This window comes from Paenibacillus sp. SAF-068, assembly GCF_051967555.1.
In the GTDB taxonomy this organism is placed as follows: domain Bacteria; phylum Bacillota; class Bacilli; order Paenibacillales; family Paenibacillaceae; genus Paenibacillus.
In genome coordinates, this window is record NZ_JBQCJX010000001.1 from 137,182 (window position 1) to 160,707 (window position 23,526).

Annotated in this window: 26 protein-coding genes; 17 read left to right on the plus strand and 9 right to left on the minus strand. The window is 45.3% G+C overall.

Annotated elements, in window-relative coordinates; translation table 11 throughout:
- Positions 1-167 precede the first annotated feature (167 nt).
- From ACTHPG_RS00550 to ACTHPG_RS00575, 6 genes are all read left to right on the plus strand, one after another.
- Positions 168-479 carry a hypothetical protein gene (locus ACTHPG_RS00550; RefSeq protein WP_440387122.1) on the plus strand — a complete coding sequence of 104 codons (312 nt, stop codon included), beginning with the start codon at positions 168-170 and terminating at the stop codon, positions 477-479.
- A 160-nt stretch (positions 480-639) separates the two neighbouring features.
- Positions 640-1,278: a hypothetical protein gene (locus ACTHPG_RS00555; RefSeq protein ID WP_440387123.1), complete on the plus strand. Its 639-nt coding sequence runs from the start codon at positions 640-642 to the stop codon at positions 1,276-1,278.
- A 47-nt stretch (positions 1,279-1,325) separates the two neighbouring features.
- Complete coding sequence (locus ACTHPG_RS00560; RefSeq protein WP_440387124.1) at positions 1,326-1,796, plus strand: hypothetical protein; 471 nt, start codon at positions 1,326-1,328, stop codon at positions 1,794-1,796.
- A gap of 40 nt (positions 1,797-1,836) precedes the next feature.
- A complete protein-coding gene (locus ACTHPG_RS00565) occupies positions 1,837-2,334 on the plus strand; it encodes a hypothetical protein (protein ID WP_440387126.1) in 498 nt (165 codons plus the stop codon).
- 228 nt (positions 2,335-2,562) lie between these two features.
- Positions 2,563-2,889 (plus strand): nucleoside triphosphate pyrophosphohydrolase, encoded by a 327-nt coding sequence (locus ACTHPG_RS00570; protein ID WP_105405575.1) that lies wholly within the window; start codon positions 2,563-2,565, stop codon positions 2,887-2,889.
- Positions 2,873-5,317, plus strand: a complete 2,445-nt coding sequence (locus ACTHPG_RS00575) for a DEAD/DEAH box helicase family protein (protein WP_440387127.1) — start codon at positions 2,873-2,875, stop codon at positions 5,315-5,317. Before ACTHPG_RS00570 ends, ACTHPG_RS00575 begins: the two co-directional genes overlap by 17 nt.
- 46 nt (positions 5,318-5,363) lie before the next feature.
- Here ACTHPG_RS00575 and ACTHPG_RS00580 read toward each other — a convergent pair whose 3' ends face one another.
- The 4 genes from ACTHPG_RS00580 to ACTHPG_RS00595 all read right to left on the minus strand — a co-directional run bounded on the left by ACTHPG_RS00580 (position 5,364) and on the right by ACTHPG_RS00595 (position 9,009).
- Entirely contained in the window at positions 5,364-5,807 is a 444-nt protein-coding gene (locus ACTHPG_RS00580; RefSeq protein ID WP_440387128.1) for a hypothetical protein, read from the minus strand.
- A 215-nt stretch (positions 5,808-6,022) separates the two neighbouring features.
- The gene (locus tag ACTHPG_RS00585; protein WP_440387129.1) at positions 6,023-6,793 is read right to left on the minus strand and encodes a MerR family transcriptional regulator; all 771 of its coding nucleotides are present in this window, start codon (positions 6,791-6,793) and stop codon (positions 6,023-6,025) included.
- On the minus strand, positions 6,768-7,694 hold the full coding sequence (locus ACTHPG_RS00590; RefSeq protein ID WP_440387130.1) for a DUF2268 domain-containing protein: 927 nt from the start codon (positions 7,692-7,694) through the stop codon (positions 6,768-6,770). Before ACTHPG_RS00590 ends, ACTHPG_RS00585 begins: the two co-directional genes overlap by 26 nt.
- 58 nt (positions 7,695-7,752) lie before the next feature.
- Entirely contained in the window at positions 7,753-9,009 is a 1,257-nt protein-coding gene (locus tag ACTHPG_RS00595) for an MFS transporter (RefSeq protein WP_440387131.1), read from the minus strand.
- Between the two features lie 277 nt (positions 9,010-9,286).
- On the opposite strand from ACTHPG_RS00595, the gene ACTHPG_RS00600 reads away from it, so the two are divergent.
- The 3 genes from ACTHPG_RS00600 to ACTHPG_RS00610 all read left to right on the plus strand — a co-directional run bounded on the left by ACTHPG_RS00600 (position 9,287) and on the right by ACTHPG_RS00610 (position 11,348).
- The gene (locus ACTHPG_RS00600; protein ID WP_440387133.1) at positions 9,287-10,576 is read left to right on the plus strand and encodes a galactokinase; all 1,290 of its coding nucleotides are present in this window, start codon (positions 9,287-9,289) and stop codon (positions 10,574-10,576) included.
- A 175-nt stretch (positions 10,577-10,751) separates the two neighbouring features.
- Positions 10,752-11,033, plus strand: a complete 282-nt coding sequence (locus ACTHPG_RS00605; RefSeq protein WP_440387134.1) for a hypothetical protein — start codon at positions 10,752-10,754, stop codon at positions 11,031-11,033.
- Between the two features lie 36 nt (positions 11,034-11,069).
- Positions 11,070-11,348, plus strand: a complete 279-nt coding sequence (locus tag ACTHPG_RS00610; protein ID WP_440387136.1) for a hypothetical protein — start codon at positions 11,070-11,072, stop codon at positions 11,346-11,348.
- Between the two features lie 149 nt (positions 11,349-11,497).
- On the opposite strand, the gene ACTHPG_RS00615 is transcribed toward ACTHPG_RS00610, so the two are convergent.
- Together ACTHPG_RS00615 and ACTHPG_RS00620 are read right to left on the minus strand one after the other, a co-directional pair.
- A complete protein-coding gene (locus ACTHPG_RS00615; protein ID WP_124117268.1) occupies positions 11,498-12,031 on the minus strand; it encodes a hypothetical protein in 534 nt (177 codons plus the stop codon).
- Positions 12,032-12,388: 357 nt separating this feature from the next.
- Positions 12,389-12,667 (minus strand): hypothetical protein, encoded by a 279-nt coding sequence (locus tag ACTHPG_RS00620; protein WP_240662205.1) that lies wholly within the window; start codon positions 12,665-12,667, stop codon positions 12,389-12,391.
- 146 nt (positions 12,668-12,813) lie between these two features.
- On the opposite strand from ACTHPG_RS00620, the gene ACTHPG_RS00625 reads away from it, so the two are divergent.
- From ACTHPG_RS00625 to ACTHPG_RS00645, 5 genes are all read left to right on the plus strand, one after another.
- On the plus strand, positions 12,814-14,259 hold the full coding sequence (locus ACTHPG_RS00625; RefSeq protein ID WP_124117266.1) for a lipase family protein: 1,446 nt from the start codon (positions 12,814-12,816) through the stop codon (positions 14,257-14,259).
- 32 nt (positions 14,260-14,291) lie between these two features.
- Entirely contained in the window at positions 14,292-14,585 is a 294-nt protein-coding gene (locus ACTHPG_RS00630; RefSeq protein WP_124117265.1) for a hypothetical protein, read from the plus strand.
- A gap of 27 nt (positions 14,586-14,612) precedes the next feature.
- On the plus strand, positions 14,613-14,978 hold the full coding sequence (locus ACTHPG_RS00635) for a hypothetical protein (protein ID WP_440387137.1): 366 nt from the start codon (positions 14,613-14,615) through the stop codon (positions 14,976-14,978).
- 111 nt (positions 14,979-15,089) lie between these two features.
- Positions 15,090-15,632: a hypothetical protein gene (locus ACTHPG_RS00640; protein ID WP_440387138.1), complete on the plus strand. Its 543-nt coding sequence runs from the start codon at positions 15,090-15,092 to the stop codon at positions 15,630-15,632.
- 10 nt (positions 15,633-15,642) lie between these two features.
- A complete protein-coding gene (locus tag ACTHPG_RS00645; RefSeq protein WP_440387139.1) occupies positions 15,643-16,149 on the plus strand; it encodes a hypothetical protein in 507 nt (168 codons plus the stop codon).
- A 91-nt stretch (positions 16,150-16,240) separates the two neighbouring features.
- On the opposite strand, the gene ACTHPG_RS00650 is transcribed toward ACTHPG_RS00645, so the two are convergent.
- The 3 genes from ACTHPG_RS00650 to ACTHPG_RS00660 are packed head-to-tail and all read right to left on the minus strand — an operon-like array spanning position 16,241 to position 19,996.
- The gene (locus tag ACTHPG_RS00650) at positions 16,241-17,404 is read right to left on the minus strand and encodes a Ger(x)C family spore germination protein (RefSeq protein ID WP_440387140.1); all 1,164 of its coding nucleotides are present in this window, start codon (positions 17,402-17,404) and stop codon (positions 16,241-16,243) included.
- Positions 17,401-18,903: a spore germination protein gene (locus ACTHPG_RS00655; RefSeq protein ID WP_440387142.1), complete on the minus strand. Its 1,503-nt coding sequence runs from the start codon at positions 18,901-18,903 to the stop codon at positions 17,401-17,403. Before ACTHPG_RS00655 ends, ACTHPG_RS00650 begins: the two co-directional genes overlap by 4 nt.
- Positions 18,875-19,996, minus strand: a complete 1,122-nt coding sequence (locus tag ACTHPG_RS00660; protein ID WP_440387143.1) for a GerAB/ArcD/ProY family transporter — start codon at positions 19,994-19,996, stop codon at positions 18,875-18,877. The genes ACTHPG_RS00655 and ACTHPG_RS00660 overlap by 29 nt, the downstream gene beginning before the upstream one ends.
- Before the next feature lie 204 nt (positions 19,997-20,200).
- On the opposite strand from ACTHPG_RS00660, the gene ACTHPG_RS00665 reads away from it, so the two are divergent.
- From ACTHPG_RS00665 to ACTHPG_RS00675, 3 genes are all read left to right on the plus strand, one after another.
- Positions 20,201-21,094, plus strand: coding sequence for an NAD(P)-dependent oxidoreductase (locus tag ACTHPG_RS00665; protein ID WP_440387144.1), 894 nt, complete (start codon positions 20,201-20,203; stop codon positions 21,092-21,094).
- 275 nt (positions 21,095-21,369) lie between these two features.
- Entirely contained in the window at positions 21,370-22,101 is a 732-nt protein-coding gene (locus ACTHPG_RS00670; RefSeq protein ID WP_440387145.1) for a nuclease-related domain-containing protein, read from the plus strand.
- Between the two features lie 261 nt (positions 22,102-22,362).
- Positions 22,363-23,262: a hypothetical protein gene (locus ACTHPG_RS00675; protein WP_440387146.1), complete on the plus strand. Its 900-nt coding sequence runs from the start codon at positions 22,363-22,365 to the stop codon at positions 23,260-23,262.
- Positions 23,263-23,526: the final 264 nt, after the last annotated feature.

Consider the following 23,526-nt stretch of genomic DNA (forward strand, 5'->3'; position numbering starts at 1 on the left):
TACAATTAAAGTAACACCAGAGCGGCTGCTGCATGTATCCAGACAGATCGAGCAGGGTAGGCAGCAGTTGGAAGGATAATAACGTTAGAGTAGGCGTAATCAAGAACGATGGACAGATCGGAACGATTACTCCAGATAACTCAAGACAACCGTGAGGAGAGCAAACCATGGTAGACTACAGTGAAAAAGTGATCTCATTAGTAAAGAAGAGAAAAGATCTACACCCCGACGATCCTGCTATTCAAACGATATGGAATGAGATGGTAGACATTCTAAAAGAGAATGAAAAGAGTGCCATATCATTTCTAAATCAATGTGGAGAAAAAGATTTATATTGGCTGAGTGAGATATTTGAAGATCTATCTTCTGAATTTCAAAGTCGTGCATTTATAGATTGTCTTCTTCAATTACAAAAGAAGTATCCTGATCTGGATATGGAGCAGGATATAGAATATGCGATTCAATCCATTGAGGAATAATAAAAAAATAAGCCTATTTCAACTCCTATACGGAGTAGTCATGGGCTATTTTTCCGATCCCCTCAGTTGAAAGTATCCAAGCTCAAGAAGCTTAGGGCAGACGAAGATAATTTGTTTTGGATCATAGATATAGATGGTGACTTAACATAATTGGAGTGAGATGATGAGAGTTCAGCTTAAAGATACATTAGCATTACATACTAATTTATCATCTGATCAAAAATATATCGTATTTGAAATAGGGTCTGCTCCTTCAGGAGATACGTATTACAGGATTGAAAATGATGCTAATCGGCTTGTTCCTTATGATTCGTCACTATTTAATGTAGTTTCGGATAAGCTAAATGGTGACTGGACTATCTTAGATAAGCCTAATCATTCATCAGCCAGATTGCCAACAGAGATTGCTTACATGACATTTTGGGAAGAGTTTTACAATGATGAACCCAAGGCTCTACGGGCGTTTACTCAAGCTAAGGCTAGATTATATCTTGAAGAGTTAGAGGATACCGAAATCAAAGATATTCTGGAGAGTAACAACGAGGAAGCGATTTACTTTGTCTTAAATACGTTAATCAGGACGCGGTGTGACACGTTTACGAACGAAACGATCCAGTTTGCTAAAAAGAGACTGGAAGAAAATCGTTATCCAGAGGGAAATATATTATTGGCTACATTCCAATATTTGAGTTTGTTTCAAGAAGAACATATTAATGAATTCTTTGTATACTACTTGACCAACATCGAACTTGGAAATGATGAATTAACAGAGATTGTGAGTAATTACTTTGCATCATAACAGATATGGTGAGTGGATATGGGGTTCGGACTCTCAGGTGGGTGGCAATGGTGTCAAAAAGTATTTATATGAAGAACAAAGAAGAGGTGTTTGTACCGGAACTTATGGCGTATACCTTGGCCAAATTAGGTTCGTATGAATGGAATAGAACAGAGATGTATAATCCGAATCGGATATATGAGAAACCTGCGGGTTTTTATTTTAGATTCCATAACGCTGATCAGTTTTACGAGGAATTAAAGCATTGTATTCAGCACTTTAAGGGCAACCTTGAATGGACGATCTATGTAAGTCCTTTAACCAAAAATCAAAATTATGTCATTGAGCCAGCGGATGTGCATCATGCTAAACAAACTGAGGTATATCAGGTGAATTTGGAACTGGAGGAAGTGCTTCAAGATTCATATAAAGAAATCTGTGAACAAGCGATTCAAGATATCCCATTGTTATGTAACCATATTGAGCAATGGTTTGGGTTGGAACATAAGCAACTACATCCGCCTACAATACCGAATTAATGTGATATGAAGAATTACCTGATCTAAAAGGGGTTGTGCTGTGGAAAGTTTAGAAATCATTTTAATTGATTTTAACAAAAATAATCTGAATCAATTCATTAAGAATGAATTGAACATTCAGGTGGATCAGATCAAAAGTTCTCACTTTTATGATAACTATAGTGAAAACGATATTAAATTTCAGCAAATAAAGAGCTTCAAAGAGGTTCTTTCCCCTAAGGGAACGGGGAATATATTATTGTCTCAGCTTAACCTGGGTCATACCTTTGACGACGTGATGATTGTATTTTCATTTGATGAGGAATCTGGAGATATCGTTATGAATTTTCCTGAAAAGGAATTGTTCAGCGGAGAAAATCCAGAGACGATGTTAAAAGCTCAGAAATTAATAGAGTATATTCTTAATATTAAGAACAAGTATGCAATTGAGAAGGTTAGAATCGGTTATGAACCAGCTATGGATGATGATACTTGCTTGGTCGAGATTGATAAAGAAATGATGGATACAAATGTTATTGTCTCAAAACTGTTGGCTTAGATTCCCTCTGAACCAGAGTTTGATGCAGAACAATTAGACATTACGATTTATCGAACGCCCATTTCAACTCGAATACGAGTAGTCATGGGTTATTTTTATCTCCTCATTCCATCCCAACCACTTTACAAAATCAGCCCATCGCTCTCCATGGCAAATGGTATAATGGCAAAAAGGGAGATTCTGGCGCGAGGCTTGAAGGCTCTCACAGCAGAAAGGATGTTATACCACATGCCTACATACAACAAATTGGTGCGGGACAAGATTCCGCATATTATCACATCCAGTGGGAAGGAATGCCGCACACGCATTCTGGACCCGGAGGAATATAAGCAAGAACTAAGAACAAAGCTGCAAGAAGAATCGGAAGAATACATGAGTGCGGGAAGCGATCAGGAAGCGCTAGAAGAACTGGCCGACATGCTCGAAGTGATCCGGGCGCTGGCGGAGGTGCATGGAGCGAATGCTGCGCAACTGGATAAGCTTCGGGCAGACAAAGCCGAGGCGCGCGGTGGATTTCAGGAGAGAGTGTATCTGATCGATGTCGACGAAGCTTAACGTTAAACTCATTACAGATAACTTGGCAGACGAACTGATTGCCCGGATGCAGCATGCATCCGGGATTTATATTATGACGTCCTTTATTATGCAGTCCGGGGTGAAGCTACTGGCCCCGCATTTAAAACGGGCAGCAGAACGTGGAGCCGAGGTGCGAATGCTCGCGGGAGACTATCTGTATATCACGCAGCCGGAAGGACTTCGGGCGCTCTGTGAGGTCGATCCACGAATTGAAGCTCGGTTGTGGAGAAGTATGGGGACTTCTTTTCACCCGAAAGCGTATCTGTTCGATCATGACAATGGTGAAGGACTACTAATTGTCGGCTCTTCGAACTTTTCCTTCACGGCGCTGAAGACGGGATATGAATGGAATCTCGCAATGAATGCGGAGGCGGAGCCGTATACGTTCCAGATGGCTTTGGACAAGTTCATGCAGAGCTTCTACCACGAGACAACCCTGCCGGTTAACCCGGATTCGATTGAACTGTATGAGGAAGAGTACCGCAAATATCACCAGAAGAACCCAGAGATGATCCAGCGCATCACGGAGATGGAAGAAGCGGAATTTGGCACAGGTCTGCCAGAGGACAAAGAGGAAGAGACCGCCGAGCTGTCGCTGGTGCCGATTCAACCGCGCTTTGCACAGTTAGATGCCCTTGAAGCACTTCAAGGCACGATGGAGGAGCAGTACGACAAGGCGATGGTCGTCATGGCGACCGGTCTTGGCAAAACGGTTCTGGCGGGTTTCTTCGCGCAGCGGTTCCAGCGGGTGTTGTTTGTGGCGCATCGTGAAGAGATTCTGTTCCAGGCGAAGAAGTCTTTTCAACAGATCATGCCGGAGCGCAGTCATGGAATCTATAACGGAGAGTACAAGGATGGGGCTGCGGATTGTGTGTATGCTTCGATCTTTACGCTGAGTATGCAGAAGCACCGGGATGTGTTTGCCGTCGATGCATTTGATCTGATCGTGGTGGACGAATTCCATCATGCGGCGGCGAAGACGTATATGTTGGTGATTGAACATTTTCAGCCAAGGTTCCTGTTGGGCATCACGGCGACCCCGGATCGACTGGATGGCAAAGATGTGTATGCGCTCTGTGATGGGAATGTGGCGTACCAGATGCATTTTATTGAAGCGATCCGGCGAGGTTGGCTGGCGCCATTTCAATATTACGGAGTATTCGACGACACGGATTATTCGCAGATTCGCTGGATCGGGACAAAGTATGATGCAGACCAGCTCATGGCCGTTCAATTGCAAGAGGAGCATGTAGAGACGATCTATGCAGCCTGGGTCCGGCACAAACAGACGAGAACGATTGGCTTTTGCTCGTCGATCCGGCAGGCGGACTTTTTAGCTGCGTATTTCCGAAGTCAGGGCGTGAAGGTACTTAGTCTGCATTCGCGTACATCGGAGATGTCGCGGGAGGAAGCCATTCGGCAGCTTGATGCGGGTGAGCTGGAGGTTGTGCTGACGGTGGATCTGTTCAACGAAGGTACGGATATTCCACGTGTGGATACGCTATTGTTCGTGCGTCCAACCGAGTCGCTCACGGTGTTCACCCAGCAGGTGGGTCGTGGTCTTCGGCTGGCGGAGGGCAAATCGCATTGTGTCATTATCGACCTGATCGGAAACTACCGGAATGCGGATGTGAAGCTGAGCCTTCTGGATGTGCGCGGAGACGAGGAACGAAGCGGAAAAGTGATGGATTCGGCAGTGCCTGAGGTTCCGGCTAACTGTGGGATTCATCTGGAGACCCGGGTGATGAACCTACTTCAGGAGCTAAGCCGCAAACGGCTACCGCGCCGCGAGAAGCTGCATCAGGATTTTCTGGATGTGAAGCGAGAGCTGGGGCGTATTCCGACGTATCTGGAGCTGCACCTGATGGGGCGTTCGAAGAGTATCGGGTATCGGAGCGAATTCGGTTCCTATGTTGGATTTCTGTATTGGGCGGAGTTGCTGTCCCCGACCGAGGGAGAGATGTACGTTCGGCATGAGGCGTGGCTGCGCGATGTAGAGAAGACGATCATGAACAAAAGCTACAAGATGATCGTGTTACTGTACATGCTGGAGCGAGGCGAAGCCCACTGGATGGACCCGATCACGCCGGGGGAGATGGTAAGCTTTTTCCATACGTACCTCACGGAGAAGGAATACCGGAAACGGAAAGACTTTTCGGATAAGGACAAGCTAGCGCTCTGGGAATGGAACGAGAGGACGGCAACACGGATTGAGAAACTGATCATTGATATGCCGATGTCGATGTGGAGTGGGGCAAAGGGGAGTATGACGCGATTCGAGGACGGCGTGTTTTCGCTGAATGTGCAAGTGGAGGGTACGGAGGAACAGGCGCTGCTGTATCGCTGGACGAAGGAGATTTGTCTGTATCGGTTGCATGCGTATTTTGAACGGGGGAACCCTAGTTAAATGAAAAACCAGACTACACACCGTTGTATGGTATGTAGTCTGGTTTCTATTTTCCATTTCTTGTTTTCCATAACGTATAGATACACAGGGCAACAAGTAAAAACGTAGGGATAATAACGGGTTGAACTGAATTTCCTATCGGCATGGAGCTAGCAAGTGAAACCACGTAACTAATTAGTGCAATCCCAATGAATAATGCTGCATTGAAGATGAGAAAATGTTTTAAAGGTTTTTTCTGAAATTGATACATTACAAAAATGAATGCAATCACGAATAGAATGAGGAACGCAGATTCTGAGATGGTTGTCCATCTTCCGGTTTGGCTTATGGAATTAACATCATCTTGGGTTAAGATACCTTCAGATAGCCATTGTTGAGAGTGACTTAATCGGGTATTCTCTAAAAATAGATAGATACTGTAACTTACGAGCATTGGGACAGCGTATATAAGTAAAAAGAGTGTTGGTAGCTTTTCACTTTTTGTTTTCATGTATGATCACCTCTTTACTTAATAAACTGACATTTCTATCTAAGGCTGTAATACGGAAGGATATGCGTTCATAGTATCCGTATGAGTTCCAATCGAGATTGACTCCTAATGGAAGATCTCCTGAACTGGTACGAAAGGACGTTGCGAAATACGGCAGGGGAGACACTTACTGTGGAGTCTACTTTTGAAACCATACTAATACTAGGAAACGGGTCTCAATGTTCTTCCCCACCCTCCACATAAACCATTATAGCTTCATACAAAAACCTCAAAAAATCCTCATCACCAAACTGATCGAAATAACCCGCATAGCGACGATCCGTTGTGTAGGCTTCCGCAATACACCTCAGAATCTCAGCATCACAACTCATAAATTGCTCCAGACAACTCTTCCATTCACGCACTAACGCTTGCACCTCACCAGAAGCAGGAGACAGATCCTGATGCTTCGCCAATTCCCGAATTACCTGCTCCATGTTGATCGAGAACTGCTGGTAGGCTTTTTCTTGCTCTTCCGCAGACAGCTGACTCACGTTCGCTTCGAATTCCTGAAATTTCTCGGTTTGTCCATAGATGAACTTCGCCTCAGATTCATATTGCTCTTGAATGGACAGGATGGAAGAGTCATCAAACAGATGAAGGTGAGAGATATCTCTCCCATCCACATACTCGTCCAACTGGTCGATGATGGTTTCGAGCTTTTGTTTGCGTTGAACGAGTGTACTGCGATGCTCTCTTAGAATATCTTTCTGTTCTTTTTTGGAGAGTTGCATCATGGCTGCAATGTCTTTCAAGGAGAAATTCATTTCTTTGAACAACAGAATCATCTGCAGTTTCCCGAGTGCCTCTTGATCGTAATACCTATAGCCATTGTTCTCGACTTTGCTCGGTTTTAATAGATCTGTTTTATCGTAATAATGTAATGCGCGCTTGGTGATGCCAGTAATCTGAATGATATCTTTAACGCTGAAATAGGGTGTCTTCATTCCAAAAGTCCTTTGTTTCAGCAAGGATGACACTTGCCGGAGTAATGGTAGCTTCGGTGATCGGTGTACCTGTTTTGTTCAGATAGTATTGGATTAGATGATAACCGCAGGCATAACCAGCCGCATAGGGCATATCTACGGGCGTGAAATTTTGCAGTGTGGCAAGTTCATCGCCGTATAGATACGGATTAATCTGGTCAAAACCGGTGACATGCAACTGATCTTTCATCTTGGGTTTGATTACGTTGTTCAAAGTCTCCATATCCGTTTTGGCTACCCAAGGGCCTAGCAACTCTTCTCCATACAGGGATGTCGCAAAGCTCTCAGCCAGCCCCTCGCTAACAACCATCTCGCCAAGCGTAATCTGTGGGTTCCACTGAATATATTGATATCTCACGTTATGATTGCATTCATGGGCTAACACGGATTGCATACGAGGTAGAGTATATCTACTCGGGATCAGGTTCGCAATAATATAACCCGGGATTCCACCGTCTCCGCTGATACCTTCGTTCATGGTCAGTGAAGGACTATTCTTATCGCCCAATAAAATGGTATATAGATATTCGGAAACGGATAGCTCAATCCCGTGCTCTATAAAGGTGGATAGACTCGTATGAACAGCTTCATGACACTGTTGCCAAAATGCTTCAGACGAGATCGCAGCTAACGATTCGTTAATCTCAGGTGTGATATCTGTGGGAGCGATATTCAACAAATTATTCATCATGATCACGTCGAAGCCATTAGGCTCTTGAGAGCGAAACGGGATCTGTTGTATGTTCCATTTGTTCATAAAGGGACCCATCATACGCTCGCGGTATAACTCCAATTTCTCATCGGGTGCAGCCTGAATGATCTCCTCATAAATTAGATCTGAACGTAACGCGGTAATCTTCATTCCTGATCTCTCCTTCTATTCGCTTGAGATCATTATCAAGTATGACCTAACGTAACAGTCAAGCGTTGATGTTAGGCTGCTGGCTCTCTGCATGATTCTTCATCTTCATCGTGAATACCAGCGCAGACAGGATATAGATCAGGCTCAACAAGAGATAAGGGAGTTGCAGCGAGAAGACGCGATCGAACGCCGTTTCACTAACCCGCACCAATAATCCGCCGAGAAGCGTACCGATGGCACTAATGCCAAAGGATAGAAAGCGAAACACACTTCCGACCCGGCCAAGCATCTCATTAGGAACGGAACGTTGCAGGATGGAAGAACGGGTAACATTGTAGACAATAATGAAAAATGCAGCACAGAAGTACAGACTGCCTACCAAGTACGCATTAGTTGTAAGACCCACCACACCGTAGATGATTCCCATGCACAGAATGGAGGAGATAATTAATTGTTTTGTACTCCATTTCTTGCGCATATATGCAACAGCCTGGCTCCCCACAATGCTGCCGATCGTTGCGATGGAGATGAGGATACCGAATGCAAAAGCATCCAATCGAAGCACATCTCGTACAAAGAAAATCTGAGTAGCCAGAATGATCGAATACATCAGCGTAATGGTGACAGACAGAATGGCTAATCCGCGGAGAAAACGATCATGATAGACATATTGAATACCGGACCACATCTCGCGTTTCCAATTCTTCATCGGGCGAACTTGCTTCTTGGTCGTTTCGGTATCTCCTGGGTAGAAGTTTCCCTTCAAACTGATCAAAAAGAGCAGAGCAATAACAGCCGTTACCGCGTCTATGGCAAAAGGAAAAACAATATGCAGGGTTATGATGAATCCTCCCAGAGCAACGCCCAGAATATCACTTGTGATTAACTGTCCGGCAGTGAACTGTCCATTGGCTTTTTCCAACCTACTCTCATCTACCAGTTGAGGGATAACCGTCTGCACCGTACTGTCGAATACGACCCGGCTAAGCCCAATCCCGAACATGAACAGAGCCAGAATCGGAATGCTCACCCATCCTCCCCAGATACATAACGTCAGTGCAAGCAGAAGGATCATTCGTGTAAAGCCAGCCCCAATCAGCATATGTTTGCGTGAGTACCGGTCGATGAGAACACCCACGGGCAGACTGAAGAGAAGCCAGGGTAGACGAAGTGCCGTCATGGTGACAGAGGCATACAGCGTATCGCTTGTAAGTGTTGATATGAGCCAGGGAACCGCAGCGATCGTCAGTCCATCACCCAAAAAGGTAAGCGAAAATGCACCGAATAACTTGGTATAGTTCGACTTGATTTTCATTGTTCCCTCCACTTAATAAGATGTAAAGCATAGCTACAATAAGAATGGGAAATAATGTGTTTTCACTTAATAACAATTTAAGTTATTGCAAAATGGATTTCAATCCTATTTTTACAATAAATAACTTCACAAAACGCTTACAAACTTTCAATTCTACCCTACCTTTTCCGCTGCGAAGCTGAGATAATGGGAGAGGAATAAGGAATGAAACTGAGGCAATACCCATGTTCACCAACAGTCCAAAAATTAAAGCTGCATATTCATAGGAGGATTATTAATGACCACACAACCATTGAATCTGATCCAATCCACGGAGGGTCAAGCCTTGCTTGCCCAAATGTATGGACAATCACAAGTAGCGGAACAGACTGCACGTTACACGAAGTTGAACGCCACGTTCGAAGAGTACTTTGGCGCACAAGAAGGAAGCAAGCTGTTCAGCGCGTCAGGACGCAGTGAGATCGGCGGTAATCACACGGATCATAACCATGGTAAAGTGCTGGCGGGCAGCATTACGCTGGATACGATTGCAGTGGCAGTACCAACGGCGGAGTCGGTTATTACGTTTTACTCAGAAGGCTATGACAAGAAATATGTAATCGATCTCACGGACCTCACGCCCAATACGGAAGACGATGGTACGACAGCATTGATTCGCGGTATGGCTGCGGGATTCAAAGAATTTGGACATAAGATCGGCGGTTTCCAGGCGTACCTCTCAAGTAACGTGTTCTCGGCATCGGGTGTGAGTTCCTCGGCGTCATTCGAGATGTTGATCTGTACGATTTTGAATCACTTCTATAATGATGGAACACTGGATGTTGTGACCTTGGCCAAAATCGGTCAGTATGCGGAGAACCAATATTGGAACAAACCTTCCGGTCTGCTGGATCAGATGGCTTGTGCGTACGGCGGACTCATTGCCATTGATTTTGAAAATCCTGCACAGCCAGTTATCGAGCCAGTTCAGTGGGATTTCCAGCAGAATGGGTACTCATTGGTCATTGTGAATACAGGTGGCAACCACGCCGATCTGACGGAAGATTACGCGGCTGTGCCCAATGAGATGAGAGCGGTTGCTCAGGCGCTGGGCAGTGAGTATGTTCGGGAAATTACGGCAGACGCAATCTACGCCAATCTCAAGAAGGTTCGTGAAGCGGCTGGGGATCGTGCCGTGCTGCGTGCGCTTCATTTCCTGGAAGAAAACAATCGTGTCGATGGTGAGGTTCAGGCGTTGCGTGATGGACGCTTTGCTGATTTCCTGAAACTGATTACAGCATCCGGTAATTCGTCATGGAAGTGGCTGCAGAATGTATATCAAAGTGGTGCTGTGAAGGAACAGGAGATTGGCATCGCGCTGGCACTGACCGAGAATTATCTGCAAAACCTGGGTGACGGGGCTTGTCGTATTCATGGTGGTGGATTCGCAGGGGTTATTCTGACAATCCTTCCGAACGAAAAAGTGGAAGAGTATATGTCCTGGATGCACGACATGCTGGATACACCGATTATTGTTGTTAATGTGCGTGCACAGGGTGCGGTATGCCTGAATGCATTGATCGCCTAATGCTGGCTAAACAGTACTCGGATAAATAGTTATAGTTATAATTCAAGGAAGTCCGGGCGATGCCCGGGCTTTTTGGGTTATTCCATTTTTGAAAAATTTCAAACTTTGAAGGATGTAATGTGTTATTTAAGTATTGGTTGTATCTCAATAATGTTCTCATGGGAGGAAGGATCAGATGGCTACACCTACAGTGGCTGGGCCGGAAGAAGATCAATTATATGACGAGTTGCGGCGTGCGATCGAAGAATTCGAAGAGGGCGAGCAGAGACAAACTGTTCTGAATCGGATGATCAGACAGCTCAGATTCGCCAAGTGGCACAAAGATCGAATGCGCAAGGTCGATGCGTACTGTCAAAGAATAAAGCCGGCGACACTTTGGATTATCTTAGCCACAGGTGCGCTTGCGCCCGTCTTGTTATTTACGATGTTCATTTGGGTATCTCTATGGGTAGAGTAGCAGACAACTAGAGAGATAAGGAGAGATCAATTCCGTATGTTATTTATTTTGTTTTTGATTGCGCTCGTATTTGGTGTTTTGTTGATTTTTCGAATGGATGAGGATAGAAGGTTGAAAGCTGGAGCGCTGACCGTGGTCGTGTTCAGTATTTTGCTGTGTATGCTGCTCATATTCCAAATGGGTAGTTACGGAGGCGATTCTTTTAGCTATTTGGGGTTTTTCAACATGTCGTATGGAGCGGCCAATGTATGGATGCACATCTTTATTGTGACGACGCTCGCGGCGTTACTGACGTATCTGGGTGCGAGTGAGTAGCAGAGAAGTGAGGTTAGACAGTGAGGGGAGTTGGTCAAGATTACTCGTCACTGTCTAACCTTTGGCATGTAACGAATTGCAACGGGTCTGACAAAAGGGCCATGCTTTTTCGCAAGGATGAGTCATTAGGTAAACAGTATTGGTGTTGTTTAGCGTGAATCAGAAGTATTCCTGTTCAAAGATTGTAAGTTTTCCTGAATATACTGGTGGTAATCGCGGAAGCTGCTGATGTGATGCAAGGAATCGGAATTCTCGGATTGAATCTTAATCTTACCATCCTGAGGCAAATTCTTCATCTCGGCAATGACCGTTTTGGAACCTTGAATATCACGGGACATCTCCTGAATTTGTTGTAATAATGCGGGATGCCCTTCATGCTGGAGCATTTCGGCGAGCGGTCTCATCTCCTCCAGCTTTTGGCTCGACCGTTCAAGCGTGGTCATGACTTTGTCTCCATCTGTACTTGCACTAAGCGAAACCATCCGGTGGATATGATCTTTCTCCATACGCTCAAGCGCCTCCAGATGGGAAGCTTCCAGACGTTTGGGATCGCTCCAACTCTCCGAGCGAACGGTATCATTCTGTTGCTGGGAAGCATTATTCGCGGTACCATTGCCACAGCCCCATAACAGAGTTGAGCAGGTTAACACAGTTCCAACGGCGATGAACCTTTTTAAACTCATACTGTCACTCCTTCAATAATTTCCTGAAGGTAGTATGAGCAATAATATCCAAAATCATGCTTGTTCTCTTCATTTCTCTGCCATAATTAAGCATATCACTGGTTTATCTGGTCAAAACGGCCTAGATGGATTCAATATTATTTCGTTATTCAAACTGAAATTACAGACTTTCTGCTTATTTTTGCAGGCATCTGTTTTCGGGTGTACAGATATTGATTTATAATGAATGGATATAAATACAGGTAAATTGTTACAAATAAACTACGCCTAACAACTAAAAAAAAAGAGACCTGGACATTTGGTCCAAGTCATTCCTAATGAAACATAAAAATTGATGTATTACTTTGCAGTTTTTTCTCAGGAGGAAGGTACTTCCTTTTTCGGGTTTCGACTATCGATAAACCAGCCAGGTCCTTCTACACTGATAACTTCCTGTGAGTCGTAGTTATAGGAAACGGTGATACGTTCATCCTCATGTCCCGTTATATGACCGTATAGATATAGTCGTGAATGAATGGAAGGATCATCAATATCGTGACTCGTTACAATAAAGTCGGCATTATAGTATTTCTTTATGTACTCAACACTTATTGGTGTAGCTGTTTCTACAATATTTTGTTTATCTGAGGTAGACATACTTGAACATCCTCCTAATAAGAATAGAAAAATAAGTAAGGTCAGAGCTGCAGGTTTTATTCGCATAAGCGTTAATTCTCCTTTTATGGAAATAAACTCTAAGCACACTTTAATATAAATTAATGTAATAGACAAGGTGGGGTATCATGACATACATAAATGATAAGACCTATTGGACCATTGCTGATGAGGTATACAAACGAGATTTACCATCATCCGGATATAAAAATGAAAATCTTCCAGGTTGGACAATAGTTGAACCGAAGGGCGCCATGCTTCACGATACAAATGGTTCAGGATTTGATGCTACAGTGTTTTACAATGAGGATAATAATCAAGTTATTATTGGTTATCGGGGAACTGAACCCCCTGATCGTCCCAAATGGAGTGTAATAACAGATTGGGAGACTGATTTAAATGATGTTGTGGGTAACCGAACCAAGAATTTGGAGGAAACTCACAATTATATGGAGCAGTATAAGGAAGAGATTGCGTCGCTACCTCTGCATAAACAGATGCCTTTCATTGAAGCTGAATCTAGGTATCAGAATAATCAATTTATTCAGGCACTGAACCTCTTTGATAAAGTGAAGGAAGAGTACCCGGAAGCTGATATCTCAACGACTGGACACTCGTTGGGAGGTGCTCAGGCTGAATATGTCGCGATTCGTAATGGAGTATCGTCAGCGAGTTATAATCCGCCAAGTATTGTACATTTACTTCCTGATGATTTGCAAGAGAAGGTGCGGAACGGAGATTATCTGAAAACGAATGTGGCCTATGTCCATCCAGGGGATTCTGTGGGTTCTGGTGTGAAGAATGCTGAGCAGCATGTCGGTGCAACTTATTATATCAATTCGACTTTTGAAGATGCTAATCGCTATGAAACCATCCCCATGTTCTTACCGATACCTCGGGAGACGTGGTGGGAACAAAGATTGTTCGGTAACAAGTGGTCGTTTGAATTTATTCGTGTCCCATCTATATCCGGAGAACAGAGTGTACTATCTAAGTTTTTGGATTCCATGCTAGTCGGACAGAGAACACATAGTATGGATCATTTTACATTCGATGCGAAAGGGAACATAAGTAATACATTGTATACGATAGATGGTCAACGTGTGGACGGTCAGCCTAGAGTAGAGAATTATTCAGAGATGATGAAGGCAAGAGAAGAGTTTAAGGAAGCGATGAATACGTTTGTTGAGAAGCATGGTTCTGCTATGGGAGGTTTCGGCCAACTTGCTGCAACAGTACTAGGAATCAGCTCAGTCGCTATGAATAGACAGAACTCGGCGTACTATGTTGGCGACCAACATGGGAGCACTATTCAACTAACACCTGAGGAGCTTGGACATGCATCCAGACAGATGCGGGAAAGTCTGCATGGCTTTGCCAATGATGCGCGCTCTTCAATCCAGATGTTCCAAGCGCATATATCAACAAGTGAGAGCCAGTCCTTTACACCCATTGCCTATGATGCTACAGCAACGTTGGAGCGGATTAATCGGTGGTACCAAGAATCCATTACAGAGATCGCAGATTATATCGAACGGAAAAGACAGGATTTTGTTTTGGCAGATCGAGAATAGTTTAGCTGCAAGGAACTACAGGAGGTGTACATATGGGAAGAATATCTGTCTCTCTGTCGGATTTGAGAAGAGCGATCCAGCAGTGTGAACAGTTGCAGCAACGCTTGATTCAACAGGAACAGCAGATGCGAAACATATATGGAAGACTGCAAGATTGGAAGGGAGAGTCTGCAGTACAGTTGTCTACAAAAATGTCAGCGTTTCTTGAAGGAACTTCATCCAAATTGGCAGAGCTAGAAGCACACAAAGAACAATTAAAACAATATATAAGGAAGATGGAAGAGGCCGACCGCGAAGATCGACGCAAAGCTCGGAATCCTTATTAATTGTCCGTATTTTCCGAGATGGGAGGAATGATGTATATCTATAACAATTCGATCTGGCGCTGGACCATCAACCTTCTATATCCTGCCATTATCTTTGTCTTTCAGAGCTGGGGCCCGATATTGGATTCTTGGACAGGTCCCATTTTGTTCGTCGCGTTGTTCTGCTTTCTGTGGAGCAGTGTGAAAGATATGTTCCTCTCGACGGGACTGACATGGTTAATTGCCATCCCGTCATGGTGGTATTGGATTGAACTTCCGAAACCATCGTTCGGCGCAGAAAATTTTGCGGCACATCTATGGTTGATTGTACTGATGTACATTATCTTCGTGCTTATTCCTCAGACTTTGATCCTGACTACGCGGTTGCGGGTAATGGATTATTATAAGAAGTAAAAGCTAGTTGAGCGTAGGCCGGCCATTGCCGTTATTTTATGAATTGATTGTAGTAAAGAAGGTGTACAGAGAGATATGCGTATGACTCGTAATTGGAAAAGGAGAACGTTCGTGAGGTTCTTTGTATTGCTCGCTGGAATGTTGTTTTTGATACGCGCTTGTGGTCCGCAGGACATCGATACCATCTTAAGTGAAAAAGGTATTCTCCCAGAACAGGTGAAGCTAATTACAACTTTTGAACCGCGAACACAAGTGGTCTTATATCAAGATCTCACTACGAATAACGTGACTCCTGCTTTGATCCAGCAAAAAATGTGGTACTCCGAACTGACCAACATAGGCGGTGGTCTGCATGATAATCCATCCGAGCCGCTTTCTTCTCAGATATCAGGATACCAGAAGTCTAAAGGCAAAATGATCTATATTCTATACGGTTATCTCCACGATGCTGACATTACCCAGGTACATATTCGTTACGATCCAAATCCGGCATCTGCACAGGTGGAAGCGGCAATCGTTGAATTTTCTGATCAATCCAGCCGCAGGTTGTGGTATGCGGTAATCCAGCAGCCGATTCATGAGATGATATGGGATATCAAAGGATTGGACGACCAAGGTCACATCATCTACTCATCTCTCGATAGCGAGGCTTAGGAGGTAACATATGAATTACCTAAGAAGGATCAACAAGCGATACCTCATCTTCCTCATCTGGAACGTACTCATGATTGGCGCTGTACGCGGGCTAACCTTCCAGCATGAACCGGGTAGAGGGGTTTCTGGTAATGGCAACCTTGGCCTGCTGGTGTTAGCCCCATCTCTTCTGACCTTTCTGATTCTATGTATCTGGACAGTGTATCTATCCAAATGGTGGTTGTATGATCAGCGTCAGCAATGGGGAGGGAAGATGCATAACGCGGTACCCGTAATCGCTCTCCTAGTGTGTGTGTTGTCCGTCTTTCTGGAAATACACATCATCAATGATCTACGTATGCAACTCAATGGATATACGAATGATCCGAACTCGGCAGTGTATCGGTTTGGCTGGTTGAACCAGTATACGAACACCCTGTTTTACAATGTTCCGATCCTGCTGTTCGGCCTGTCTTTCTCAATAGGGATAGGTTGGGTTATGGAGAGGAAACTTCGCAGTCATAGGAGATCCACATAATCCAAATCCAAGCTGCATAACAATCATAATCATATACACAAAGACCCCTTATCCGTCGTACCAGACGGGCAAGGGGCCTTTCGCGTTTTTGCTACACTTTCCTTTTATATTTCCCTGTATAGGGGATGGTGAGGTGGATTTTCAGATCCTGAATTGAGTCTTCGGTAAGCATCATCTTGGTACCATTGTCGGATAACTTGCGCCAGAGCTTCGGATTTTTGCGATACAGCTTCTCTTGCAGACCATAGATGTCCACACCACGCTCAAGGCCATGGCGATAGGTCTGCATAATCTGCTCCCTCAACTTCACTTCACTGATCTGAATCATCTCTTCATAAGAGGTAGGCACCAGATATTCGTACAGGGCGGTTAGGTATTGGGCGTCTATATTGAACTTGACCTCTTCACCCTGAATGACAGGTTTGATTTTGATCTTGGGCAATCCTACACTAAGTGCCCCGTAGATCGTTCCATCCTTCTGGACAAGTAAGGGAGCCCTTCGCATATCCTTGATTAGCCAGTGATAACCGGGAAGCTGACTGCGTGGGAGGTATTCAAAGGCAACGCCTGTCTTTTCGAAAAAGGCTCCTTCGATCAGAAATAAATCCTTTTTCTTCTCGTTCTCGGCCCATTGGGAATTGTTCAATGCAATACTGGGCAGATACGTCGTGGTAGCCGGATCATTATGCGTTGCAATGAGCTTGAAGCTAAGCACGGGCGGATACAATGATTCTTCCATATAAGTCGGGAGCGGATTATGAAGAATGCTATCCAGCGGCGACATATTATAGATGGACGTCGCACTCAGAATTTTCTCCAGTGGCTCGCGTGTTCCGTACACCCAGGTCGTATAGCGGGATTCCGGAAAACGTCCCAGCATATCAAACACTTCTTTGATATGTTTGCTGGTGAGCACACCTTCGGCCATAACGATCGCGGTCACATGCCCCCAGGCCATGTGTAATTGGGCCGTACGAAACAGTTCGTTCAGCGCCAGGCTCATCGTTTTTCCTTCAGCATGACCGACCCATACAGGCGGCGTATCTGCACTTTTGGCAGAACTTTCACTTTTGGCGACACTTGCAAAATCCAGTGTTTGCACATACAGGTGATACATGCCCTCTTTATAATCAATGCCAAAGGCTTTGGCGTAGTCCACCTGTTGAATCTCAAAAGCACTCCAGCATCCACTGGTCATCACGCACATCATCAGGCTTAACAGACCCAGCAAACATCGCTGTAACAAGTGTTTCATCGTCCATTTCCTTTCTTGCGCGGTTCTTGAGTCTCCAGATAGACGGGTCTGCGTTTACCCAACCCTTTCGGCAATTTGAATAATGAAGCTATCGCCTGTTTGAAGTGAAGCGGCGTAAGCGGCGTGAGATATGGGATGCCAAAGGATTTGAGATCCGTCAGGTAGATGAGGAACAGAATCAACGACAGGATGAATCCATAGATGCCGAGAGATGCTCCCAGGACAAAACAAAGAAAGCGCAGGATCAGCACAGAGCTGGTCATAACCTGGTTCACAATGGTTGCTCCCGCTACAACAGTGACTGCGATGATGACAATCATGAGGGGAGAGACCATGCCCGCTCGAATGGCGGAATCTCCGATGATCAAACCGCCAACGACAGTCAGTGTCTGGCCGATGGCACTTGGCAAACGTACCCCCGCCTCTCGGAACAGCTCCATTAACAGCATAATGAGAAACATCTCGACTCCTGATTCCATGGGTAATCCCATACGACCCACCGATATTGTGGCGACCAGGGGAAAGGGAATCTGATCCATATGAAAAGATGTCAGTGCAATGTAGAAGCCAGGCAGAAACACCGTGATCATGAGACCCAGAAAGCGCAGCATCCGCCCTACGTTGACAGCTAAGAAGGGAAAGCTTGCATCCTCCGGTGATTTGAGCAAAAGAAACAGATTGACTGGCCCAATAATGGCGCTGGGATTACCGTCTACAATGAGGATAAAACGTCCGTTCAGGAGACATTCTGCAGCAAAGTCAGGCCTGCCCGTATAATGGGTGACGGGAAACAACGTAATCTTCGAAGGGGACAGCAATTCCTCCAGCTCATTGGCGGTCAGGATGCGTTCAGTCTTAATTTTGCGCAACCGATCCTGAACATCTTCGATCAGCTCCGGATTGGCGATGTTTTTGATATACATCAGGGCCACCTTGGTTGCAGAACGTGAGCCGATCAGTTCGATATTACAGGCCAGCTGGTTCGTGCGCAGACGTGTACGAATCAGGGCAACATTGACGGCAAGCGGTTCGATGAATCCATCTCTTGCCCCACGAATCGAAACTTCGGTGGTCGATTCCTCTGGTGTTCGAGTAGGCATATTGGATATATCAATACTCCACATGGTTTGCAGGGAAGGAATACAGATCAGCATATGACCTTCAAAAACACGGAGAGACATCAGTTCAGTTCCAAATGCCGGATCTTGCAGATCCATTCGGGTCCAATCCAGGCTGATGCACTTTTCAATGTCTGATGTACGGATAAAGTGTGTATTTTCATATGTTCGTTTGAGTTCCGGGAGAATAATATCGTAGATGGCTTCACTATCTACCATACCGCTGCAATAGGTCATAAGGAGTTGCATCGGAGGTTCTCCGAACATATGACTATTGATGATGACATCATCAGATCCGGCAAAAAAGGTATTCAAGTTGTGCTCGTTCATTCGGAACGGTTCAACTTCGCGGTTATTCTTGGGCTGGGCTGAGATCGGCATGTTCGGGAGCCTCCTTGTCCTTTTTGTGGATTAATGCGGCTATTGTTAATATCACGGTAACGACAGAGACATAGGTGAGCATGACCGGGAACTGAATATGGTCCACATAATAATCCACGTAATCAATGCGCCACCATTGCATCGCCATGAAGCTCATGATGACGGTGATGGTAAGAATGGCGATATATCGTTTCTTCGGCCTGCGGAAATTCAGCAGATCGACGATGAGATACAAAGATATGGCCACTCTTGCGAAAGAACCACTAAGCCACTGATAGATGGACAGAAAATCAACGTGTTGCAGCAATTTGCCGATATTTACAAGTTTCCATTGCTCATAGGGACTGTTCCGTTGTTTTGCTGCTTCTTCTGGGCCAAATTCCACAATGGCTCCAATGGTTGGACCGATTGCCATACTGAGCATGAAAATCCCAAGGATCAGAACATACCACCAACGAATTTTGCCTTTGACTTCATGTTGAAACAACATCAAAATCCAGATTTCCATAAGCCCGGCAAGGGAGTAGATCATGCCCCGCCACACGGGGCCCATGCCGTTCTCCATGATCGGGAACAATAGGCTGTAGTCCTTATATTTCATATTGGCGGACATTACAAAATAACCGAGCAGAACTACAAAAGGCAGTAGAAGACTGGAAGTCATCGCAATGGAGCGTATACCTTTAGCCGCTGCCCACGCAGCAACCAGTGCTCCGCCACCAGCCAGAACATAGGGAGGCGTGAATTGAAGATATGTGGATACGGTCCAGTTAGTTGTCTCGTACAACGTATGTGTGCCAAGTGTGAACAGCAGAATGGAAGCAGAGATCCGGAAGATCCAGGAAGGAACAGCACCGAATTCTCGTGTAATCCAATCTGTTAGCCGCTGTCCACGTACACGTCGAATGATGATATACATCATACACAGAAACAACATGAACAGTGGAGCGGCGGCTACGACAGACAACCAGCCGTCTCTGCCGCCAGCTTCGAGTATCGCTGGAACAGACAAGACATGGCAGACGAGCCCTGCACTTAATAAAAGGATGGAAAAGGACAACCAAATGGTAATTTGACCTTTTTCACGACTCATGGAAATCCTCCTTTCCAATGAAGGAAGTTTCCGTTAGGTTGTACAGCATACAGGAAGTTGATTCCTTTTTCAGATTTTTTCACAGAAAGCTGCAAACAAGATGGACGGACTAGCAAGAAAGCTATAACATACAGATATAGCAATGTCGAAGACAAGCACTGAGCGAAGCCTAGAGAAATAGGGAAAATAGGGAGGAAACCTACGATGACAAATACAACGAAGGCACCTGGAGAGACGAAAGTTGGCTTTATTGGTACAGGCGTGATGGGGAAAAGCATGGCTGGGCACATTCAGCAAGCGGGATATCCGCTGCATGTGTATACGCGAACTGCTGCCAAAGCGGAAGCGTTGGTGAAGGAAGGTGCCGTATGGCATGATACACCAGGCAAACTGGCTGCCGCGTGTGATGTCATCATCACAATGGTGGGGTATCCGAAGGATGTCGAGGAGATTTATCTCGGTGAGGATGGTCTCGTGGCCAATGCCAAACCGGGGTCATATCTGATTGATATGACAACATCCAGTCCGCTACTGGCTGCACGAATCTTTGAAGCTGCGGAAGCCAAAGGATTGCATGCACTGGACGCACCTGTGTCGGGTGGCGATATCGGAGCGCAGAATGCCAAGCTGTCCATTATGGTTGGTGGCCGTTCGGAGGCCTTTGAAGCGGTGCGTCCGCTGTTTGAGCAGATGGGCAGCAACATTGTGCTGCAAGGCAAGGCAGGAGCCGGGCAGCATACCAAAATGTGCAACCAGATTGCCATTGCCTCTGGCATGATGGGCGTATGCGAAGCACTCGCCTATGCCAAGACGTCTGGTCTGGACGCGGAGACCGTGCTGAAGAGTATTGCTACCGGTGCAGCCGGAAGCTGGTCGCTCAGCAATCTCGGTCCACGCATGATCGCAGGCGATTATGAGCCTGGATTCTATGTGAAACATTTTATCAAAGACATGGGTATTGCACTGGAGTCTGCAAAAGCGATGGGCATGAAAACGCCTGGGCTCGCTCTGGCCGAATCCCTGTATCAGGAAATAGCAAATAATGGTCTGGAAGAGAAAGGTACACAGGTGCTCTACACCTATTATCTTCAGGCTTAATTAATAACCAACAGCAGCGCATTCTTTTTCGATTCAGGAAAGGTTGCGCTGTTTTTTTCAATTTTGCGGCTTGTTTATGCGTCTAAAGTCACGGAATTGGTTAAATGTTCATATGTGATTTGCGTATTGGAGAGATTTTGGTCGCGAACCCTTTAATTTAACCCCTCTTTATCCGACATAAGTAATAGAAGTTTACATAATGAATGTGTCAAAGGATGTTATTTCTCCTGTAATGGTCACCCGTAACCCACACTATAATAGAACGGAGCTTGCCCATGTTCAAGAAAATCCTGTCTCTGTTCAAGACACAGCCAGAGCTTGCGAACCAGATTACAGCCTCCGCTTCAGCTTTACCATCGACGACAACCATTCCTCCGCGCATGGTACGCAGTAAGCGCAAGAAAAAAGCGGAAGGGGATTGGACACACCAGCCTGAGGAGCCTAGTACAGCAGATCAGCTGATGGGTCTCCCGAGTGAATATAAAGTGCTGAACGACTTACTCGTTACCAATCCGAAGTCACGCTCCGGTTATTCGCAGATTGATCATGTCGTCATCGGTCCACGGGCAATCTTCGTGATCGAAACCCGCAATCTGACGACAGGTGAGATCCGCGGCGGCAGAAGAGAAGCCAATTGGTCGGTCAGCAGCAGCCGGGTCAAAATGTACAATCCGCTCATGCAGCATCGTGCACATGTGGAAGCCATCCATGCACACCTCGGCGATTACAAAAGAGTGCGTCTCGTCTCCATGGTGACCTTCACCAACCGCTGCCGTATCAGTGTTGATCCGGCTGTAAGGTATGTGAATTCGGATGAACTCATCATCTACGACCATGAATTGGTGGAGACCATTCAGCGCAAGACGGAACGACTTGAGACTGAAGTTCCGGAGACCGTATTCCAAGAGAAGGATATTCAGGCGATTCACGCCTTGTTAGCATCGGTGAACTCGACCGATCCTCAGATTCGGTCAGAGCATATGGAGAAGGCTAAAGGCATTAAGTAGTCACGCTTCACGAACACTGTTGTCCCTATGGATGACAGTGTTTTTGTGTTGCGTTGATCGTTAAGACACGCATGGTAAAAGGCTTTAGACACAGGTATATCGTCGTATACACCCCATTTTTGACTTATGATACAATGTAGAACGTGTTCAGTTGTGAATCGATTATGTTATCTGAAAGGATATTTTTGTAAGTAAGTTGTTCAAAGTATGGAGTAGAGGTTAATGTTTCTCAGGAATATACATACGATAGGGGAAGATCATATGATGAAATGGAATGATACGATAAAGACGTTCACGGTCATGTTCAGTTTGGCAGCGATGCTGACAGCTTGTGGTGGCGGAGTGAAAGAGACATCATCATCGCCGGAATCTGCTTCCGGTACAGAAGCTGCTTCATCCGAAACCAATAGCTCGAATGCTGCTGTAACAGAAACCGCAGCAACTGGCTCGACTGCTGGTGAAGAAACAGGTTCAGCCGCCAAAGAATCCTCTTCAGCCGAAGAAGGCAAGATTGGAAAGGATTCCACATTGGAAGAGTTGAAGCAGGATTATGCGGATCAACTCGGTTATATCCGTATCCCGCTTAATGATCATCCAGTGCGCCGGGTCAGTGAGAATGATTCCAAAAACATTAATGTTGCCAATTATAGCGATGCTGTTGTGGACATGAATGCAGGGGTGCCGATTCACTCCGATTCGCAGCGGTTGATTGATGATGCTTTTCCTTATTTCACAACTGTACAAGCACCTGACGAATCTTATGTAACCTGGGAAGAAGCAACCAATCTGGAACGTGCCATGGTGAAAACGCTGTTTATCGCCCGTGAAGGTCTGTTGATTACGGATGATGCGATGAAAAATAAGGATTACAGCAGTACATCGTTCCAGGACTCTATGGATTTCTTCCGTGTGACAGCAAAATTTGAATCCATGGCACCTGTTGCTCAGCATCCACGTGACATCACGCTGAGTACGCTATACGACAAAGCCCGTACCTCGTGGGGCAAACTTGCTGAGATGGACCCGAAGCAGGATGAAGCGGCGTTTGCCGAGATGTATAAGACGGCGAGAGCAGATGCCAATAATGCGATGGGTTTGCTTAATGTTCTGTTATCTACCAATGAGGAAGAACGGATAGAGGAGATTTACGGGAAGGAATAGTCGTATTGGATAGAATCTGAATGAGTTGAACGAAATATATAGCTGAGGTCTTACATAGAACCCTGAATGCCGGAACGATCGGTGGTCAGGGTTCTAGTGTTGTAGGAAAGCGAAACCTTCCTATTTTTGCTGTCATCATGTTGATAAGTTATTGTCATGGGAAAAGTAGGGTAATAAGAATAGAAGCGGCATTGGAAAATACGCTATAATAACCATATGTGTACATAGAAATGATTACATATTGGACGAAGTGGAGAAAACAAC